Annotated in this window: 22 protein-coding genes; 14 read left to right on the top strand and 8 right to left on the bottom strand. The window is 65.7% G+C overall.

Translation table 11 applies throughout. From position 1 onward, the window contains the following. Nucleotides 1-311 precede the first annotated feature (311 nt). The 6 genes from L0C59_RS01045 to tgt all read left to right on the top strand — a co-directional run bounded on the left by L0C59_RS01045 (nt 312) and on the right by tgt (nt 4605). Nucleotides 312-578, top strand: a complete 267-nt coding sequence (locus tag L0C59_RS01045; protein WP_243089307.1) for a glutaredoxin family protein — start codon at nt 312-314, stop codon at nt 576-578. Nucleotides 579-675: 97 nt separating this feature from the next. Beyond that, the gene (locus tag L0C59_RS01040) at nt 676-924 is read left to right on the top strand and encodes an AbrB/MazE/SpoVT family DNA-binding domain-containing protein (RefSeq protein ID WP_243089306.1); all 249 of its coding nucleotides are present in this window, start codon (nt 676-678) and stop codon (nt 922-924) included. Continuing rightward, nucleotides 921-1370 (top strand): PIN domain-containing protein, encoded by a 450-nt coding sequence (locus L0C59_RS01035; RefSeq protein ID WP_243089305.1) that lies wholly within the window; start codon nt 921-923, stop codon nt 1368-1370. Before L0C59_RS01040 ends, L0C59_RS01035 begins: the two co-directional genes overlap by 4 nt. A gap of 35 nt (nt 1371-1405) precedes the next feature. Beyond that, a complete protein-coding gene (locus L0C59_RS01030; protein ID WP_243089304.1) occupies nt 1406-2185 on the top strand; it encodes an enoyl-ACP reductase FabI in 780 nt (259 codons plus the stop codon). A gap of 54 nt (nt 2186-2239) precedes the next feature. Beyond that, nucleotides 2240-3448 carry a flavodoxin-dependent (E)-4-hydroxy-3-methylbut-2-enyl-diphosphate synthase gene (gene ispG, locus L0C59_RS01025; RefSeq protein ID WP_243089303.1) on the top strand — a complete coding sequence of 403 codons (1209 nt, stop codon included), beginning with the start codon at nt 2240-2242 and terminating at the stop codon, nt 3446-3448. Further along, the gene (gene tgt / locus L0C59_RS01020; protein ID WP_243089302.1) at nt 3448-4605 is read left to right on the top strand and encodes a tRNA guanosine(34) transglycosylase Tgt; all 1158 of its coding nucleotides are present in this window, start codon (nt 3448-3450) and stop codon (nt 4603-4605) included. The genes ispG and tgt overlap by 1 nt, the downstream gene beginning before the upstream one ends. A gap of 89 nt (nt 4606-4694) precedes the next feature. Here the strand turns inward: tgt and L0C59_RS01015 are convergent, their stop codons facing one another. The 3 genes from L0C59_RS01015 to rpmB are packed head-to-tail and all read right to left on the bottom strand — an operon-like array spanning nt 4695 to nt 6844. Next, a complete protein-coding gene (locus L0C59_RS01015) occupies nt 4695-5792 on the bottom strand; it encodes an AI-2E family transporter (RefSeq protein WP_243089301.1) in 1098 nt (365 codons plus the stop codon). 4 nt (nt 5793-5796) lie between these two features. Continuing rightward, nucleotides 5797-6492, bottom strand: a complete 696-nt coding sequence (locus tag L0C59_RS01010) for a M23 family metallopeptidase (RefSeq protein WP_243089300.1) — start codon at nt 6490-6492, stop codon at nt 5797-5799. 55 nt (nt 6493-6547) lie between these two features. Then, nucleotides 6548-6844 (bottom strand): 50S ribosomal protein L28, encoded by a 297-nt coding sequence (gene rpmB, locus L0C59_RS01005; protein WP_243089299.1) that lies wholly within the window; start codon nt 6842-6844, stop codon nt 6548-6550. A gap of 73 nt (nt 6845-6917) precedes the next feature. On the opposite strand from rpmB, the gene lspA reads away from it, so the two are divergent. Together lspA and L0C59_RS00995 are read left to right on the top strand one after the other, a co-directional pair. Then, nucleotides 6918-7367 carry a signal peptidase II gene (gene lspA / locus L0C59_RS01000; RefSeq protein WP_243089298.1) on the top strand — a complete coding sequence of 150 codons (450 nt, stop codon included), beginning with the start codon at nt 6918-6920 and terminating at the stop codon, nt 7365-7367. Between the two features lie 16 nt (nt 7368-7383). After that, nucleotides 7384-7509: a DUF2283 domain-containing protein gene (locus L0C59_RS00995; protein WP_243089297.1), complete on the top strand. Its 126-nt coding sequence runs from the start codon at nt 7384-7386 to the stop codon at nt 7507-7509. Nucleotides 7510-7583: 74 nt separating this feature from the next. Here the strand turns inward: L0C59_RS00995 and aspC are convergent, their stop codons facing one another. After that, nucleotides 7584-8741 (bottom strand): aspartate/prephenate aminotransferase, encoded by a 1158-nt coding sequence (gene aspC, locus L0C59_RS00990; protein ID WP_243089296.1) that lies wholly within the window; start codon nt 8739-8741, stop codon nt 7584-7586. A 29-nt stretch (nt 8742-8770) separates the two neighbouring features. Here aspC and L0C59_RS00985 point away from each other — a divergent pair, with 29 nt between their 5' ends. Together L0C59_RS00985 and L0C59_RS00980 are read left to right on the top strand one after the other, a co-directional pair. After that, nucleotides 8771-9082, top strand: a complete 312-nt coding sequence (locus tag L0C59_RS00985; protein ID WP_243089295.1) for a nucleotidyltransferase family protein — start codon at nt 8771-8773, stop codon at nt 9080-9082. After that, a complete protein-coding gene (locus L0C59_RS00980; protein ID WP_243089294.1) occupies nt 9063-9461 on the top strand; it encodes a nucleotidyltransferase substrate binding protein in 399 nt (132 codons plus the stop codon). The genes L0C59_RS00985 and L0C59_RS00980 overlap by 20 nt, the downstream gene beginning before the upstream one ends. 170 nt (nt 9462-9631) lie before the next feature. Here the strand turns inward: L0C59_RS00980 and L0C59_RS00975 are convergent, their stop codons facing one another. Beyond that, complete coding sequence (locus L0C59_RS00975; RefSeq protein ID WP_243089293.1) at nt 9632-10552, bottom strand: diacylglycerol/lipid kinase family protein; 921 nt, start codon at nt 10550-10552, stop codon at nt 9632-9634. Between the two features lie 17 nt (nt 10553-10569). On the opposite strand from L0C59_RS00975, the gene L0C59_RS00970 reads away from it, so the two are divergent. Both L0C59_RS00970 and L0C59_RS00965 read left to right on the top strand, forming a co-directional pair. Continuing rightward, nucleotides 10570-11217: a histidine phosphatase family protein gene (locus L0C59_RS00970; protein ID WP_243089292.1), complete on the top strand. Its 648-nt coding sequence runs from the start codon at nt 10570-10572 to the stop codon at nt 11215-11217. Between the two features lie 47 nt (nt 11218-11264). After that, nucleotides 11265-12119: a GNAT family N-acetyltransferase gene (locus L0C59_RS00965; RefSeq protein WP_243089291.1), complete on the top strand. Its 855-nt coding sequence runs from the start codon at nt 11265-11267 to the stop codon at nt 12117-12119. Here L0C59_RS00965 and L0C59_RS00960 read toward each other — a convergent pair. From L0C59_RS00960 to L0C59_RS00950, 3 genes are read right to left on the bottom strand one after another with little or no spacing between them, the layout of a single operon-like run. Beyond that, nucleotides 12089-12970: a histone deacetylase family protein gene (locus tag L0C59_RS00960; RefSeq protein WP_243089290.1), complete on the bottom strand. Its 882-nt coding sequence runs from the start codon at nt 12968-12970 to the stop codon at nt 12089-12091. The genes L0C59_RS00965 and L0C59_RS00960 overlap by 31 nt on opposite strands. A gap of 7 nt (nt 12971-12977) precedes the next feature. Beyond that, nucleotides 12978-13427, bottom strand: a complete 450-nt coding sequence (locus L0C59_RS00955; protein ID WP_243089289.1) for a tRNA (cytidine(34)-2'-O)-methyltransferase — start codon at nt 13425-13427, stop codon at nt 12978-12980. 2 nt (nt 13428-13429) lie between these two features. After that, the gene (locus L0C59_RS00950; RefSeq protein ID WP_243089288.1) at nt 13430-14965 is read right to left on the bottom strand and encodes an ATP-binding protein; all 1536 of its coding nucleotides are present in this window, start codon (nt 14963-14965) and stop codon (nt 13430-13432) included. Between the two features lie 215 nt (nt 14966-15180). On the opposite strand from L0C59_RS00950, the gene L0C59_RS00945 reads away from it, so the two are divergent. Next, nucleotides 15181-16509 carry an ammonium transporter gene (locus L0C59_RS00945; protein WP_243089287.1) on the top strand — a complete coding sequence of 443 codons (1329 nt, stop codon included), beginning with the start codon at nt 15181-15183 and terminating at the stop codon, nt 16507-16509. Further along, nucleotides 16506-16856, top strand: coding sequence for a P-II family nitrogen regulator (locus L0C59_RS00940; protein ID WP_243089286.1), 351 nt, complete (start codon nt 16506-16508; stop codon nt 16854-16856). The genes L0C59_RS00945 and L0C59_RS00940 overlap by 4 nt, the downstream gene beginning before the upstream one ends. Nucleotides 16857-16859 lie beyond the last annotated feature (3 nt).

The following is a 16859-nucleotide window of genomic DNA, read 5'->3' as shown; positions in this document are numbered from 1 at the left end:
GAGGCGTGGGCGGTAAGGGCTGGGAGGTTCGGGCGCTGGGCCCCAGGTTCATCCAAAAGCAGAACCATGAAGCCGAAGCATCCGGCACCGCCCTCACTCCAGCTCCTCTCTCCTAGCTTCCGCCGGTCCCGGTTCAACCCGTCCACCAGGCGAGTCCCTGGAATAAGGTCTTAGGGAAGGCCCCTGGCCCGATGGGCCACGCGTTAGCGGAGGCGAATGGGGTCCCCCTCCCTGAGCCCCAAGGCTTCACGCCCCCCTGGCGCCAGGCCCTCAGGATACCGCCCGGGAAAGGCATGGTACCATGAGGGGGTATGGTGCGCCTTTACGGCATCCCCGGCTGTGGCCCTTGCGAGATCGTGAAGATGTTCCTGGCGCAAAAGGGAGTGCCCTTTGAGTTCGTCAATGCCCGGCAGGACCCGGAAGCGGCCAGGAAGATCGCCGAGCTGGTGGGAAGCCCCACCGCCGGGGTGGTCCTGGAGTGGAACGGGTTGGTAGAAGCCATCCGCGGGGTATCCCCGGCCACCCTCAACGCTTGGCTGGCCAGGTACCAGGCTGAGGAAACCCCGGCCTCCAGCTAAAGCCGGTTTTTGGGCTATCCCGAGGGTGTCCGTCCCTTCCACCTGCAAGGGAACGAAAGTGAAGAAACCCCGTTTACCCATCGGGTAAACTGGGGATATGGAACTTGCCAAGCTGAGCCGAAAGGGCCAGGTCTCCATTCCCAAGCGCCTCCTAAGGGCCTTAGGCCTCGAGGGGGAGGTCTATTTCCTGGTGGAGCTTTCCCCTGAGGGAGCCATCGTTCTTAGACCTGCTGGGGTCTATCCCGTGGAGATCTATTCCCAGGCCCGTATCCAGGAGTTTTTGGAGGAAGATCAACTTAATCCCAAGGAAAGGGAGCGCTTGGCAAAGGTGCTGGGCGAAGGTTGATACGCCTCTTTCTCGATGCCAATGTTCTCTTTGCTGCTGCCTGGCAGGAGGGAAAGGCCCGCAGCCTCTTTTTTCTAGCGGAAAAGGCAGGAGCGCAACTCCTCACCTCCCTTCACGCCCTAGAGGAAGCTAGACGCAATCTCCTCCTCAAGCGACCGGATACCGAACCCCTTTTCCAAGAGCTTTCCCTAAGGGTAACCTTGGTTCCTGAAGCCTCAGCCCGGTTGGTCCAACAGGCCTTAAAGCAAGGGTTGCCCCCAAAAGACGCGCCTGTTCTTGCCGCAGCCTGGGCGGCCGAGGCCGACTTCCTCGTCACCGGTGACCGCAAACATTTCGGCCCCCTCATGGGGCGTAAGGTCCGGGGAGTGTGGGTCCTGTCCCTGAAAGAGGCCTGGTCCTTACTTCTGGAAAGGGCAGAGGGGCAAGGGCCGTCTTCCGGAGGCTAGTCCCCAGCCCCGCCACCCTTGGGTATAATCCCCCCATGCTCACCTTGGACCTTTCCGGCAAAAAAGCCCTCATCATGGGCGTCACCAACCAGCGAAGCCTGGGTTACGCCATCGCCGAGAAGCTGCACCAGGCAGGAGCCACCTTGGCCTTCAGCTACCAGGGGGAAAGGCTTAAGGAGGAGGTGGAGAAGCTGGCCGCCCCCCTTAAGGCCCTCACCTTCCAGGCGGACGTCACCAAGGACGAGGAGCTGGACGGGCTTTTCTCCGGGATTAGGGAGGCTTGGGGGGAGCTGGACTACCTGGTCCACGCCATCGCCTTTGCACCCCGGGAGGCCATGGAGGGGCGGTACCTGGACACGAAACGCCAGGACTGGCTTCTGGCCCTCGAGGTCTCCGCCTACTCCCTGGTGGCCGTGGCCCAGCGGGCGGAGCCCCTCCTAAAGGAGGGGGGGAGCCTGGTCACCCTCACCTACTACGCCAGCGAGAAGGTGGTGCCCAGGTACAACGTGATGGCCATCGCCAAGGCGGCCCTCGAGGCCAGCGTCCGCTACCTGGCCTACGAGCTTGGCCCCAAGGGGGTGCGGGTGAACGCCATCTCCGCAGGCCCCGTGCGCACCGTGGCCGCCAGGAGCATCCCGGGCTTCATGAAGATGTACGACCGGGTGGCCCAGGTGGCCCCCCTAAGGCGCAACATCACCCAGGAGGAGGTGGGGAACCTGGGGCTATTCCTCCTCTCCCCCCTGGCCAGCGGCATCACCGGGGAGGTGGTCTACGTGGACGCCGGGTACCACATCATGGGGATGGAGCTGGAGTAAGCCCCCGTAGCCCAAACCAATATGGTCCTAGCCGCTTCCGGTACCATAGGAAGGATGAGACGCCCTACCCCCACGGTCTGGGTGGGCCGCCTTCCCCTGGGCGGCGCCCACCCCGTGGCCGTGCAGTCCATGACCAACACCCCCACGGGGGACGTGGAGGCCACGGTGGCCCAGGTCCTGGCCCTCTCTCATGCAGGAAGCGAGATCGTGCGCCTCACGGTGAACGACGAGGAGGCGGCCCGGGCCGTTCCGGAGATCAAGAAAAGGCTCCTGGAGGAGGGGGTGGAGGTGCCCCTCGTGGGGGATTTCCACTTCAACGGCCACCTGCTTCTCAGGAAATACCCCCAAATGGCCGAGGCCCTGGACAAGTTCCGCATCAACCCGGGCACCTTAGGCCGCGGCCGGCACAAGGACGAAAACTTCGGGGAGATGGTGAGGATCGCCATGGACCTGGGCAAACCCGTGCGCATCGGGGCCAACTGGGGAAGCCTGGACCCTGCCCTCCTCACCGAGCTCATGGAGGAAAACGCCCGCCGCCCAGAGCCCAAAACCGCCCACGAGGTCCTTCTCCAGGCCCTGGTGGAAAGCGCGGTGCGCTCCTACGAAGCGGCCCGGGAACTGGGTCTAGGGGAGGACAAGATCGTCCTTTCCGCCAAGGTATCCAAGGCCAGAGACCTGGTGTGGGTCTACCGGGAGCTCGCCCGCCGCACCCCGGCCCCCCTCCACCTGGGCCTCACCGAGGCGGGGATGGGGGTGAAGGGAATCGTGGCCAGCACCGCAGCCCTTGCTCCCCTCCTCCTAGAGGGCATCGGGGACACCATCCGCATCTCCCTCACCCCAGGCCCCCAGGAACCCCGCACCAAGGAGGTGGAGGTGGCCCAAGAGATCCTCCAGGCCCTGGGCTTAAGAAGCTTCGCCCCCGAGGTCACCAGCTGCCCCGGGTGCGGCCGCACCACAAGCACCTTCTTCCAGGAGCTGGCAGAAACCGTAAACGCCCACCTTAAGGCCAGGCTCCCCGAGTGGCGGGCCAAGTACCCCGGGGTGGAGGAGCTCAAGGTGGCGGTGATGGGGTGCGTGGTGAACGGCCCTGGGGAAAGCCGTCACGCCCATATCGGCATCTCCTTGCCGGGTAGCGGGGAGGAGCCCAAGGCCCCGGTCTATGCGGACGGGAAGCTCCTCACCATCCTTAAAGGGGAGAACCTGGCCCAGGACTTCCTAAACATCCTGGAAGACTACGTAAAGGGGCGGTTTTCCAAAGCCTGATGGATCCCTTTTCCTTTGCCATCCAGGCCCGCTCCGGCCGGGCCCGGGTGGGGCTTCTTTTCACCCCCCATGGCCCTGTGGAAACCCCCCTTTTCATGCCCGTGGGCACCCAGGGCTCGGTGAAGGGGCTTTTGCCCAAGGACCTGAAGGCCATGGGCAGCCAGGTCCTCCTGGCCAACACCTACCACCTCCTCCTCCGTCCGGGGCCCGAGCGGGTTAGGGCCCTGGGAGGGCTTCACCGCTTCGCCGGTTGGGACGGCCCCTGGCTCACGGACTCCGGGGGCTTCCAGGTGATGAGCCTGGGCCACCTGAGGCGCATCGACGAGGAAGGGGTGGTCTTCCAGAGCCACCTGGACGGAAGCCTGGTCCGCCTCACCCCGGAAGGGAGCATCGCCGTCCAGGAGGCCTTGGGGGCGGACCTCATCATGGCCTTTGACGAGTGCCCCCCTTACCCGTCCTCCCCCGAATACCTAAGGGCCTCCTTGGAGCGCACCCTGCGCTGGCTGGAACGGAGCCTCGAGGCCAAAAAAAGGCCCGACCAGGCCCTTTTCGGCATCGCCCAGGGGGGGACGGACCCCGGGCTAAGGGCCCTTTCCACCCGGGAGACGGTGCGCTTTGACCTCCCCGGCTACGCCATCGGGGGCCTGGCGGTGGGGGAGAGCAAGGAGGAGATGTTCCCCATGGTGGCCCTCTCCACGGAGATCCTTCCCGAGGTAAAGCCCCGCTACCTCATGGGGGTGGGGCACCCCGAGGACCTGGTGGCGGCCATAGGCCTGGGGGTGGACCTCTTTGACAGCGTCTACCCCACCCGCACGGGCCGCTTCGGCTCCGCCTTGGTCCCGGAAGGACGGATCAACCTGAAAAATGCCCAGTACCTGGAAGACCCCAGGCCCTTAGAAGAGGGGTGCGACTGCTACGCCTGCCAAACCTTCAGCCGGGCCTACATCGCCCACCTGGTGCGCGCGGGGGAGATGCTTGGGGGCATCCTCCTTTCCCTGCACAACCTCCGCTTCCTTCACCGCCTCACGGAAAGGGCCCGGGAGGCCATCCGAAAGGGTGCCTACGGGGCCTTTGCCCGGGAGTTTGCGGAAGGGCGCTTCGGCACGCAGGTGCCCCCCTGGTTCCGGGAGGCCATGGCGGCGGGGGGGCATTGGTAATGCCACCCCACCCTGGCCTGGGCCAGGGTGGGGGCCCCGACAGTCCCACCCCACCCGGGCTTCGCCAGGGTGGGGGCCCCAGGGCTAGCCTAGCCCTCCCGATAGAAGCGGCTTTTCCTGTAGTACTCCTCCAGGAGCACCTTGAGGAAGGCGGCGGCAGGCACCCCCAGGAGCGCTCCCCAAAGGCCGAACAAGGTGGCGCCCACCAGGATGGCGGCGATGGCGGTCACGGGGTGGAGCCTGGTGGCGCGGCCCACGATGAGAGGCCCCAGGAGATTCCCCTCCAGCTGGTTGGCCAGCCAAAGGACCAAAAAGGCCAAAAGCACCTTGCCCCACCCTCCCGTGGCCGCCAGGAGCAAGGCGGGCACCCCGGAGACGATCACCCCCACGAAGGGGATCAGGTTGAACACCCCGGCCAAAAAGCCCAGGCTGGGGGCCAGGGGAACCCCCACCAGCCCTAGCCCCACCCCCACCAGAAGCCCCACCAGAAAGGCCACCAAAAGCTGCCCCCGCACATAGCCCCCCACGCTTCGGTCCAGCTTATGGGCCAGCTCGGCCACCAGGGGCTGGTAGGGTTCCGGGAAAACCCGTAAGGCCGCCTGCCCCAGGCGAGGAAGGTCATAGAGGAGGTAGAGGGAAAGGGTGAGGGCGGTGAGGAGCTGGAAGATACCGCCCAGCAAAGAGGTGAAAAAGCCCAGGAGGTTTCCCCCTTGGGAGAGAAGCCCCTGAAGCCAGCGCACCAGGGTCTCCAGGAATCCCTGCAAAAGGCCCTGGAGTCCCCGGCTGGCCTCGGCCAAGACGGGCTTCAGGGTTTCGGGGATGGGTATGGCCCGCACCCGGTTGGGTAGGTCCAAAAGCCAGGAAAGAAAGGGGTCCAGGAGCCCGGGAAGCTCCTGGGCCAGGCGGGAAAGCTGCAAGACCGTCTGGGCGGTAAGGAAAGAGGCCAGGCCCAGGAAGAGGCCCAGGCCCAGGTAGACCAAGACCACCCCCAAAAGCCGGGGAAGCCTTCTGGCCTCAAAGAAGCGCACCACGGGATGGGTGAGGTAAGCGATGGCAAAGGCGGAGAGAAGGATGGAAAGGGCCGGCCAGGCCCGGAGGAGAAAGCGGTAGAGGAGGAGGAAGAGAAGGAGGTAAACGAGGACCCGCACATAGGGGTTCTCCCAGACCCGGGCGAAGGCCTCGCGCATGGGGCTATTCTAAGCGGAAGAAAGCCCTGGCTTCTTTCAAAAGGGCCTCCCCCTCCAAACCCTGGAAGAGGAAGCGCCCCCGGTCGGGCTCCCCCTCCCAGATCTCAAAGAGGAGGCGGGGAGCCCCGCCCAAAAGCCCCGTGTTCCCCACGTAGCCGATGGGGTCCCCCCGGTGAACCCTCTGGCCTACCCGTAGACCCCGGTAAGGACCCTCGAGGTGGGCGTAAACCGTGGTGCGCCCATCGGGGTGGCGGATCCAGACCTCGAGGCCCCGAAGAAGATCCATCTGCTCCGGGGAAGCCCCGTTTCGCACCGCCTCCAGAAGCCTTCGGTACTCCTCGGAAGAGGGCTCCCGGTAATCCCCCTCCACCTTCACCACCTCTCCCCCAAAGGCGGCCACCACCCCCATCCCCCGCACCACGGGCACGCAGGCATCCCCCCCGATGAACACGAAGCCCGCGCTCACCCCCTTGCGGTAGGGGCGGGGAGCATTCGGGAGGTTTTCCCGCCTAGCGGGCAGGCAGGCCCCGGGTAGGGGAAGAAGGTACCCCTCGGGAGCCAACGCCGCCTTCTGGCTGAGAATCCCCACCTCCTGGCGCAGGCTGGAAAGCTGCCTTCCCCTTAGGGAAAACCCCAGGGTGACCACCAGGCTGTAGAGGGCCAGGGCCAAGAGGAGGTAATGCCCCGGCTTCCAGACCATGAACCCATGCTACAAAAAAAGCCCCCCTTGGGGGCTTTGCCAATGGGGCAAGGCCTTAGAGCAACCTAAGGAGCCTTTCCTTGATCTCCTTGGCGGAAAGGCCCTCCAGCTTAAGCCCCTTGGCCCGGTCCACGAGTTCGTAGACCTTGGGGATGTGGCTGGCCGCCACCCGGAAGGTGATCTCCTGGCCCGCCACCTGGACGCGGATCTTCTGGAGGTTGGGGTACTGCCGACGCTTGGAGATGCCGGTGGTCTTCTTACCCACGCCCCCTTCCCGCTTGGCCTTGCCCCGCCTCTGTATGCTGTTGGCCACGATGGGCCTCTTTCCGCTGATCTCGCACACCTTGGACATAAGACCCTCCCGTGCCCGAAGGCAAACCCTATGGAGTATAGCACAAAGGAGGGCTTTCGGTAGACTTTAGGGGATGCCCACGATCCTGGTGCCCCTCCTCCTGGCCTTTGACCAGATCCTCAAGCTCTGGGCCCTGGAAAACCTCTCCCCGGTGCCAAGGCCCTTCCTGGGAGACCTCCTTTACCTCACCCTGGTCAAGAACACGGGGGCGGGCTTTGGGCTCCTCGAGGGCCGGGCCTTCCTCCTGGGCTGGCTCAGCCTGGGGGCAGGGACCCTGCTCCTCTGCCTCCTAGCCCGAAGGCGTTACGCCTTCTGGCAAACCCTGGCCCTTTCCCTTATCACCGTGGGGGCTTTGGGCAACGGGATAGACCGCCTGGGCCGGGGCTTCGTGGTGGACTATCTGGACCTGGGAACCTCCATCCCCCTTATCGCCACCTTTCCCGTCTTCAACCTGGCGGATGTGTGCGTGACGGCGGGGGCCGCCCTGATCCTTTTGGCTCCCAGGCGGAAGCGCCGTTTTTAGGGCCTAGAGGAGAGGCATGCGGATTACCTATAACCCTGAGGCCGATGCCCTCTACATCGCCTTGGGCGAGGGACCGGCCACCGGGGAAGGGGTTGCCCTAGACGGGATGCAGAGGGGAAACCTTTGGGCATTGAAATCCTAAGCGGCTTCCCCAGCCCAAGGCCCTGAGGCGCTTCCCCTGGGAGGCCCCTCCGGTATGGGACGCAACCTGAGAGCCTAGACCCTTTGCAAAACCCGCGCAAAGCGCTCCAGGGCTTTCCTCAGATTTTCCTCGCCCGTGGCGTAGGAGAGGCGCACGTGCCCATAGGCGGCAAAGTCCGTGCCCGGCACCACCGCCACCCCCCCTTCAAGGAGCCTCTCCGCCGCCTTCACCTCGTCCTGGGCGAAGGGGGAGGTGTCCAGGAGGACGTAGAAGGCCCCGCTCGGGCGCACCGCCTTCAGCCCAAGCTGGGAAAGCCCCCCTAGGAGAAGGTCCCGCCGCCTCCTGTAGGCCTCCCGGGCCATCTCTATAAAGGCCCTCGAGGCCTCCTGGTCCGTGAGGGCCTCGAGGGTGGCCCACTGAGCGATGGTGTCGGGGCTGGTGGTGGACTGGCTGGAAACGTCCGCCATGGCCTTGATGACCGCCTTGGGGCCACAGGCGTAGCCGATGCGCCAACCGGTCATGGCGAAGGCCTTGGCCGCCCCGTTCACGGTGATGGTGTGCTCCGGAGCCACCTGCCCCGGGGAGAAGTGCTCCCCCTCGTAGATGAGGTACTCGTAGATCTCATCGGAGACCAGGTAGAAGTCGTGCTCCAGGGCAAGCCGGGCCAAGGCCTCGAGGACCTCCCGGGGATAGACCGCCCCCGTGGGGTTGTTGGGGGAGTTCACCACCAAGGCCTTGGTGCGGGCCGTGATGGCCCTTTTCACCCGCTCGGGGTCGGGCACAAAGCCCTCCTCGGGAAGGGTTTCCACCTCCACCGGCACCCCGCCGGCCAAGCGCACCATCTCCGGGTAGCTCACCCAGTAAGGGGCCAGGACGATCACCTCATCCCCGGGGTCCAGGATGGCTTGGAAGAGGTTAAACAGGGCCTGCTTCCCCCCCACGGTGACGATAGTCTCCTCTGGGGTAACGGAAAGGCCATTTTCCCTCCGAAACTTCTCCGCTAGGGCTTCCCGAAGCTCGGGAATCCCCGCCGGAGGGGCATACTTGGTCTTCCCTTGGGCCAGGGCGCGCCGGGCCGCTTCCTTCACGTGCTCGGGGGTGTCAAAATCCGGTTCCCCCGCCGTCAAGGCCACCAGGTCCACCCCTTGTCGCCTCAGCTCCAAAGCCCGGGCGTTCACCGCCACCGTGGCCGAGGGCTTCATGGCCCTTACCCTTTGCGAAAGGCCGCGCATGGCATAAGTATACGGGCTACAATGCGGGGGTGGGGGAAGGAGCCCGGGAAGAGGTGCTAAAGGAGGCCTCGAGGCGGATAGGGAAGCTCCTTAAGGGAAGACGCTACCGCCTTTACCTCTTTGGCTCCCGGGCCCGGGGAGAGGCTAGCCCCCGCTCGGACTACGACCTGGCCCTATGGGCTGACCCGCCCCTAGACTTGGCCACCCTGGCCCGCATCCGGGAAGCCCTGGAGGAGCTTCCCATCCTGCAAAGGGTAGACCTGGTGGAGCTCTCCTGGGCTCCAGGGCTTCAGAAGACCGTGGAGGAGGAGGGGATCCTCATTGGGGAAGGAGAGGCTTAGGGAGCGCTTGCACCTTTTCCGCCGGGCAGTGGATGGCCTGGCCAGTGTCCTGGCCCAGCCCAAGAACGAGTTCCTGCGGGACTCCGCCATCCAGCGCTTTGAGTTCACCTTCGAACTGGCTTGGAAGGTCCTCAAGGAGTACCTGGAATATCAAGGCATCGAGGCCCGCTCCCCTAGGGCAGCCATCCGGAGCGCCTTCCAAGTGGGTCTTTTGCCGGAGGACCCAGGCTGGCTGGAAATGCTGGAGCTTCGAAACCTTACCAGCCACACCTACGATGAAGCCCTGGCAGAGAAGGTTTATGGGGAACTGCCCAACACCTTGGAAAGGTTCCGCCACCTTTTGCAGAGGCTAGAGGAAGTAGAGGGGAAGGGCACCTAGACCCACTGGATTCCTCGAGACCTATCCAAGAACTCTTCCCGGTACGGTTGGACCATCAGGAGGGACCAACCCCTGGCCAACGGGAATCCGGGACTCCCCCCGGTTCCCATCCAGCATGGAACACAGCACGGGGTCACTGTGCCGGGTTCAAGCCCCTGCGCCTTCCCGCCTCAACCCGCTCCCACTGGGCTCAGGAGGGGCCTTTCCCCCTTTTGCCCTGCCCTTCCCCCCACCACCCTAAGGCCCAATGGCTCCACCCGGGCCCAGTACAGGCTGGCCTCGGGAAGAAGCTCCCCGTCGGCATGGGCGGGGACAGGATGGGCAAACTCCACCCTCACCTCCCGGCCCATAAAGGCCACCACCTGAGGATGGGAAAGGTGCTTGCCCAAGAGGAGCCGGGGCAGGATGAAGACCACCCCGGGCCGGGTGAAGGAGCGGGCTAGGACCAAGGAAAGCTGGCCATCCCGGGGATCGGCCATGGGGGCGATGGGGATGCCACCCCCATAGGCGGGCCCGTTCATCACCGCCACCAGGAGGAGGGGCCCCCGGTGCACCTCCTCCCCCTCCACCACCACCCGCCCCTCGGGCAGACGGAGTTCCTTAAGCACCCCGAATAGGGCGTAGAGGTAGCGGGGCATGCCCCGGAGGAAGGCGGGGGCGGTGAGGGCCTTCTTGGCCACCAGGGCGTCAAAGCCGATGCCCAGGGAGGCCCCAAAGGGTTCGCCGTTTACCCAGCAGAGGTCTATGGCCTCCTCCTGGGCGAAGAGGGCCAGGTCCAAGGCCTCTTTCCAGGGAAGTCCCTTCAGGCCCAGCATGCGGGCGAAGTCGTTGCCGCTACCGATGGGCACCACCCCTAAAACCTTTTCCGCACCCGCAAGACCCCGTAAAACCTCATGCACCGTGCCGTCCCCCCCCACCGCCACCACCCGCGCCCCCGCCGGAGCCGCCTGGGCGATCTCCGTGGCGTGGCCTGGGCCCTCGGTGAGAAAGGCCTTAGCCCCTTTTTCCCGAGCGGCCTTTAGGATGAAGCCGGAAAGCCTCCCCACCTTCCCCCGCCCCGCCGCCGGGTTGACGATGACCCACCTTTCCACCCCCGTATTCTAGACCCATGGGGCTTCTGGCCCATTTCCTGAAGGGCCCTCATCCCAAGACCACCCTGCTCCTCACCCGGGCCGGGCCGGTGGAAAACCCGGAACACGTCCTCTACAGCCATCCGGGCCTTCCCCTTGCGGAACAGGGCAGGCAGGCCCTCCGCTCCCTGGCCAGGCTGGCCCAGGGCTACCCCGTGGCCTGGGTCTACGCCGCCGACAGCCTGGCCGAGGCCGAGGCGGCCCGGCTTCTCGCGGAGGCCCTCCAGGTGCCCTTTTCCCTCCTCCCGGAACTGAGGGAACGCAGCTGGGGGAGGTGGGAAGGGCTGAGCTTTCCCCAGGTAAGGGAGCGGTACCCCCAGGAGGTGGCCGCCTGGATGGAGGACGAGGCCGGCTTTACCCCTCCAGGCGGGGAAAGCCTTGGGAAAGCCTGGGAAAGGGGCCGGGAAGCGATCAAAAGCCTCCTGGGAAAGCATCGGGGTCAGGCTCTCCTGGTGGTGGGGAACTGCACGTTGAACCGGGCCGCCTTGAGCCTGGCCCTGCCCCTTCCCGTGGAAGAGGGCCTCAGGGTGGAGCAGGACTACGCCCGGCTTTCCGTGGTGGAGTTCTACGGGGAGGAAGGGGTGGTTAAAGCCCTCAATCTGGGCCAGCTCGAGGAGCGGTCTTGACATTTGTCCCTGGCTCCGCCCTAGGCCACCGGGAGTAGACTAAGGGCATGATCCGGCCCGTGACCCGCCAGGACCTTCCCGGGCTCCTTGGGCTCCTCCGCTGGATGGACGAAAGCCCCAAGCGGGGAGTTCTGGCCCCGGAGGCCCGGGACCTCGAGGGCCTGGCCGAGGAACTGGAGGACGGCCTGGTCCTCCTGAGGGACGGGGAGGTGGCGGGGTACGTGGGCCTTTATGCCTTTTGGGATGGAGCGGCCCTCGAGGGGCCCCTGGCCTACCAGGAGGAGGACCTTCCCCCTCTTCTCCAGGCCGCGGAAACACGGGCCCAGGAGCTTCGCATAGAACGGCTTTACGCCTTCCCCCGGGAGGAAAACCACACCCTGCGCCAAGTGCTGGAGGGGGCCGACTTCGGCCTTTTGCACCTCACCTACTTCTTCGTGAAAAACCCGGAGGGCCTGGACTACCCACCCCCTGAGGACGTGGTCATCCGAAGGGGTTTCCCGGGACCCGGGGTATATCGGGAGCTCTACCGGGAAAGCGAGGAGGGCTGGGCCTTACGCCTCAAATGGACGGACGAGGAGCTTTGGGAACATTTCCAGGATCCCCATGTCCACCTCCTGGTGGCCTACCGGGGGGACGAACCCGTGGGCCTGGCCGAGGTGGAGCTGGAGGATAGGGAAGCCAGCGTGGCCTACATAGGCGTGGTGCCCAAGGCCCGGGGCCAGGGCATCGGGCGGGCCCTCTTGGCGGAGGCGGCGAGGCTGGCGCAGACAAAAGGGGCCACCCTCCTCAGGGTCCGGGCCCACGACCACGAGACCGGGGCCTTGGAGCTTTACCGCAACCTGGGGTTCAGCCTGGAAGAGGCCGTGGCCACCTACGCCAAGGAGCTTAAGGCCAGGCGGTAGGTCTCCGCATGGGCCTCCACCATGAGCCGGGGATCGCGGTTGTACCCCCCGCCCATCACCACCACCAAGGGCACCCCTAAGGCCTTTACCAGGCGGAAAACCCGCTCATCCCGCTTCCGCACCCCTTTAAGGCTCAGGCCCAGGCGGCCAAACCGATCCCCCCTCAGCACGTCCACCCCCGCGTTGTAGAAGACCAGCTCGGGCCGGAAAGCCCGGGCCGTTTCCAAAGCCTCCTCCAGGGCAAAGAGGTAGGCCTCGTCCCCCACCCCGTCGGGAAGGCCCACATCGAGGTCACTCCGCTCCTTCTTCAAGGGGTAGTTCCGCTCCCCGTGGAGGGAAAGGGTGAAAACGGTGGGATCTGCCTGGAAAAAGACCGCGGTGCCGTTTCCCTGGTGGGCGTCCAGATCCACCACCAAAACCCGGCCGGAAAAACCCTCCCGCCTCAGCCAGGCCACGGCCACCGCCACATCGTTGAAGAGGCTATACCCCTCGGCCCGGTCGGGAAAGGCATGGTGGGTGCCCCCGGAGAGGTTTAGGCCGAGGCCCAGTTCCAAGGCATCCAAGGCCGCCGCCAGGGTCCCTCCCGCCGCAAAGAGGGCCCGCCTGAGGAGGCTTGGGCTAAAGGGCAGGCCCAGGCGCAAGGACTCCTGGCGGGAAAGCCCCTCGCTGAAAAGCCTTTCCACGTACTCCGGGCGGTGGGCCAGGTGGAGGGCCTCCCGGGGCACCTCTGGGGCAGGCAGGACGGGAAGGAGATCCTTCAGGGCCTCCGCCACCCCTTGGTACTTGTAGAGGGGGAAAGGGTGGCCCTGGGGGAGGTCCACCTTCAGGTGGGCAGTGGTGTAGGCCCGCACGCCTCCATCATGCCCCATGGAGCTGCCGGTAGGCCTCGTAGGCCGCAACCCCCACGGCCACCGCCAGGTTTAAGGAGCGAACCGGTCCCGGCATGGGGATGTACACGCTGGGAAAGGCCTCCAGCACCTCCCCAGGAAGCCCCCGGGTTTCAGGGCCGAAGAGGAGGTAATCTTCCCCCTGGAAACGCACCTGGTAGAGGCTCCTCTGCCCCCTGACGCTAAAGGCCCAGACCTGCGCCCCGGAGGGCAGGCTTTCCAGGAAAGCCTCCCAGGTGTCGTGGAGGCGCAGGTCCACGTGGGGCCAGTAGTCCAGGCCCGCCCGTTTGAGCCTGGGGTCGCCCAGGCGGAAGCCCAAGGGGCGGATGAGGTGCAAGGGCCAGCCCAGGGCAGCGGCGGTGCGGGCGATATTCCCAGCATTTTGGGGGATTTCCGGCTGAAAAAGGACCAGGTGGGGCATGGCTAGAGGCGCCGGTACCGGGTGGCCGCTCCCCGGCCCACCCGCTCCACCTTGCCTTCCCGGATGAGGCGGTTCAAAAGGGCCAGGGCGGCCCTCGAGGAAAGCCCCAGCTGGGCCTCCACCTCCCGCCGGGAGAGGGGATTGGTTAGGAGGCCCAAGGCCCTTTCCCCCAAGGAATCGCGCCGCAGGAGGTGGTACCTTCCCCCCTCCTTGCGCAAAAGGCCCATGCGCTCCATGCGGGCCAGGACCTTGCGGGCCGCCTCCAAGGGAAGCTGTAGGGCCCGGGAAAGCTCCTCGAGGCTGGCCTCCCCCACCCTCCGCAGGTGGCCCACGGCGATGAGGTGGTCCAGGCTAAAGCCGCCCAGGCGCTCCTGGGCCTCCGCCAGCTCCCGCACAAAGGCCTCGTCCAGTTCCGGGTTGTAGAGGACCAGGGTGAGGGCCTCGGGGAAAAGCCGGTACTCCGGGGGCTCTTTGCCGTACTTGAGGAGGAGGCGGTACATCTTGTCCACCCCGCTTCCCGCCCGCTCCACGTAGCCGAGCCGGTAGAGGGCCTCGGCCAGGCGGGGATTCCGCCTTTTGGGGGGGTGGCGGAGGATGTTCTCCGGGGTGATGCCGGGGGGGAGGCTTCCCGGGTTGGAAACCTCCAGGCGATCCGGGTAGTGGTGCACCTGAATGGCATCCGGGCTCTGCCAGTCCCGGTGGACCAGGGCGTTTAGGAGGGCCTCCCGGTAAACCTCCTGGTCAAAGTCCCAGACCTCGAGGCGGAATAACCCCACCGTAAGGTAGCGCACCCGGTTCCGGGCCTGGATCAGGTCCCTAAGCCGCTGCAAAAGGGCGGGGATGGGGCGAAGCATATCCTCCCGGAAGGTGTACCCCTCCTCGCTCTCGTGGAAATAGTAGCTCACCTCCGCCTGGGGAAGAAGCCGCCTTAAGGCCAAGGGGGTGCCCGCAAGAAGAAGCCCCGCCACCGTGGGCTTGTCCTGTCCCTCCACCCGCTCCAAAAGCCCCAGGGCGAAGAGAAGCTCCAAATCCGGCAAGGCCGCCAGGTTGCTCCCCCGCTCCTCCAGGATGCGCCTTAGGCGCAAGACCTCCACCGGGTCCAGGTCGGAAAGGCTCGCCGCCGGCAAAACCTGGGCGGTGAAGTCGGGCTCCGGCAGGGCCTGCCCCACCCTCAGCTCCGTAAGCCTTTTGCCGTCCCAAAAGGGAACCCTTCCCGCCCCCACGGCCACGGCCGCCGGGCTCTGGGGCACGTGAAGGGCCAAAACCCGGCCCATAGGTCCCTCGATCACCTCCACATAGGGAAGGAGGAGCCCCTGGGTGAGCTGGAAAAGGGCATGGGTGATCTGCAAGGGATGGATCTCCGAGGCGCCCACCACCCGGCCTTCCCCGTCCACCCCCAGGAAGAGGATCCCGCCCCGGTGGTTGGCTAGGCCTGCGGCGTAGCGGGCCAGCTCCTCCGGGGAAAGGTCCGGGGGCAGGAAGAGGGTGCGCTCGTCCTGGCCCAAGGAAATCCGCTCCAAGAGCTCTTCCCACGTCACGGGCCTCAGTTTAAGGGGAGAGGCCCCTGATGCGGCCAGGTTTCGAGGAGTCTTGTGCAATAATAAGTGCACATCTGCTAACTTTAGTGTTGACATTCTGCGCCCTATTTGTGTTATGTGAACTATATGTCCCGCAAGTATTTGCCAAGTGTCAATCTACTACTTGACATTATGCACACCCGGTGGTACCCTCAGCCCCAAGGGGGTGACGGACCATGCGGAAGACCCTATTCCTAGCGGCAAGCGGGCTTTCAGGACTGGCCTTGGCAGAGGGGGTAGACGGGGCGGCTACGGCCTGGATGCTGGTTTCCACGGCCCTGGTCCTCCTCATGACCCCGGCTTTGGCCTTCTTCTACGGCGGCCTGGTGCGGAGCAAAAACAGCTTGAACACCATGATGATGAGCTTCGCCGCCCTAGGCTTCGTGGGCGTGGGCTGGGCCCTTCTGGGCTATAGCCTAGCCTTTGCCGAGGGCGGTCCTTGGCTGGGGAACCTGGGCCACGCCCTTCTGAAGGGGGTGGGCCTCGAGGCCAAGGGGGAGATCCCCCATCTCCTCTTCATGGCCTTCCAGGGCACCTTCGCCATCATCACCGCCGCCCTCCTCACCGGGGGCATGGTGGAAAGGATGCGCTTCCCTGCCCTCCTTCTCTTCCTCAGCCTCTGGGGGCTTTTGGTCTACGCTCCCCTGGCCCACTGGGTTTGGGGCGGGGGGTTTTTGGGGTCCTTAGGGGCCCTGGACTTCGCCGGGGGAACAGTGGTGCACATCAACGCCGGCGTGGCCGCCCTGGTGGGGGCCTTGGTGCTGGGTGCCCGGAAGGACTATGGCCGTCAGGCCATCCTGCCCCATAACGTACCCTTTACGCTTCTGGGGGCTGCTCTCCTCTGGTTCGGCTGGTTCGGGTTCAACGGGGGAAGCGCCCTGGGCTCCGGGGCCCTGGCCAGCTTGGCCTTTGTCAACACCCTCCTCGCCCCCGCGGCCGCTTTGGTGGCCTGGGTTCTCCTGGACCTCCTCCGCACCGGCAAGGTCACGGCGGTGGGCCTGGCCACCGCCATCGTGGTGGGCTTGGTGGCCATCACCCCAGCGGCGGGGCTCGTATCCCCCCTGTCCGCCCTGGTGCTGGGGGCGGTGAGCGCCTTCCCCAGCTACTTCTTCCTCCTATGGCGGCCCAGGACCCGGCTGGATGACTCCCTGGACGTCTTCGGCGCCCACGGGATTGCGGGCATGACTGGCGCCCTCCTCACCGGCCTTCTGGCGGAGAAGGCCTGGAACGGGGTGGCGGACGGCCTCCTCTTCGGCAACCCCATGCAACTCGCCATCCAGGCCCTGGCGGTAGGGGTGGCGGTGGCCTACTCCGCCTTGGGTACCTTCCTCCTCCTCAAGCTCACGGACCTTCTCACCCCCTTGCGGGCCAGCCCCAAGGAGGAAGGGATGGGCCTGGATGTGACCCAGCACGGGGAGGAAGCCTATGTGGAGGGCGAGGGGGCCATCCTGGTGCTCTCGGAGGCCAACCCTCCAGCCCTTAAGCCCCTGGGAGGTGAGGCATGAAGCTCATCGTGGCCATCATCCGGCCGGAGAAGCTCCAGGAGGTCCTGGAAGCCCTCTTCAAGGTGGAGGTGCGGGGGCTATCCATCAGCAGGGTCCAGGGGCACGGAGGGGAGACGGAAAGGGTGGAAACCTACCGGGGGACCACGGTGAAGATGGCCCTGCACGAAAAGGTGCGCCTGGAGATCGGGGTGTCCGAGCCCTTTGTTCGGCCCACGGTGGAGGCCATCCTCAAAGCGGCCCGCACCGGGGAGGTGGGGGACGGAAAGATTTTCGTTTTGCCGGTGGAGAAGGTCTACCGGATCCGCACAGGGGAAGAGGACGAGGCCGCGGTGACCCCGGTACAATAGGGG

This window comes from Thermus neutrinimicus (assembly GCF_022760955.1).
In the GTDB taxonomy this organism is placed as follows: Bacteria; Deinococcota; Deinococci; order Deinococcales; family Thermaceae; genus Thermus; species Thermus neutrinimicus.
Note: the sequence above shows the minus strand (reverse complement) of the source record. Positions and strands in the feature narration are given on the sequence as shown.

Bases quoted from the DNA above. Each gene is read 5' to 3' on its own strand.
- L0C59_RS00945 (WP_243089287.1), top strand. From the start codon at position 15,181: ATGCGGAAGACCCTATTCCTAGCGGCAAGCGGGCTTTCAGGACTGGCC.
- L0C59_RS01010 (WP_243089300.1), bottom strand. From the start codon at position 6,492: ATGGTCTGGAAGCCGGGGCATTACCTCCTCTTGGCCCTGGCCCTCTAC.
- L0C59_RS00970 (WP_243089292.1), top strand. From the start codon at position 10,570: ATGGGGCTTCTGGCCCATTTCCTGAAGGGCCCTCATCCCAAGACCACC.
- rpmB (WP_243089299.1), bottom strand. From the start codon at position 6,844: ATGTCCAAGGTGTGCGAGATCAGCGGAAAGAGGCCCATCGTGGCCAAC.
- lspA (WP_243089298.1), top strand. From the start codon at position 6,918: ATGCCCACGATCCTGGTGCCCCTCCTCCTGGCCTTTGACCAGATCCTC.
- L0C59_RS01015 (WP_243089301.1), bottom strand. From the start codon at position 5,792: ATGCGCGAGGCCTTCGCCCGGGTCTGGGAGAACCCCTATGTGCGGGTC.
- L0C59_RS01040 (WP_243089306.1), top strand. From the start codon at position 676: ATGGAACTTGCCAAGCTGAGCCGAAAGGGCCAGGTCTCCATTCCCAAG.
- aspC (WP_243089296.1), bottom strand. From the start codon at position 8,741: ATGCGCGGCCTTTCGCAAAGGGTAAGGGCCATGAAGCCCTCGGCCACG.
- L0C59_RS00955 (WP_243089289.1), bottom strand. From the start codon at position 13,427: ATGCCCCACCTGGTCCTTTTTCAGCCGGAAATCCCCCAAAATGCTGGG.
- ispG (WP_243089303.1), top strand. From the start codon at position 2,240: ATGAGACGCCCTACCCCCACGGTCTGGGTGGGCCGCCTTCCCCTGGGC.
- L0C59_RS00940 (WP_243089286.1), top strand. From the start codon at position 16,506: ATGAAGCTCATCGTGGCCATCATCCGGCCGGAGAAGCTCCAGGAGGTC.
- tgt (WP_243089302.1), top strand. From the start codon at position 3,448: ATGGATCCCTTTTCCTTTGCCATCCAGGCCCGCTCCGGCCGGGCCCGG.
- L0C59_RS00965 (WP_243089291.1), top strand. From the start codon at position 11,265: ATGATCCGGCCCGTGACCCGCCAGGACCTTCCCGGGCTCCTTGGGCTC.
- L0C59_RS00995 (WP_243089297.1), top strand. From the start codon at position 7,384: ATGCGGATTACCTATAACCCTGAGGCCGATGCCCTCTACATCGCCTTG.
- L0C59_RS01030 (WP_243089304.1), top strand. From the start codon at position 1,406: ATGCTCACCTTGGACCTTTCCGGCAAAAAAGCCCTCATCATGGGCGTC.
- L0C59_RS01045 (WP_243089307.1), top strand. From the start codon at position 312: ATGGTGCGCCTTTACGGCATCCCCGGCTGTGGCCCTTGCGAGATCGTG.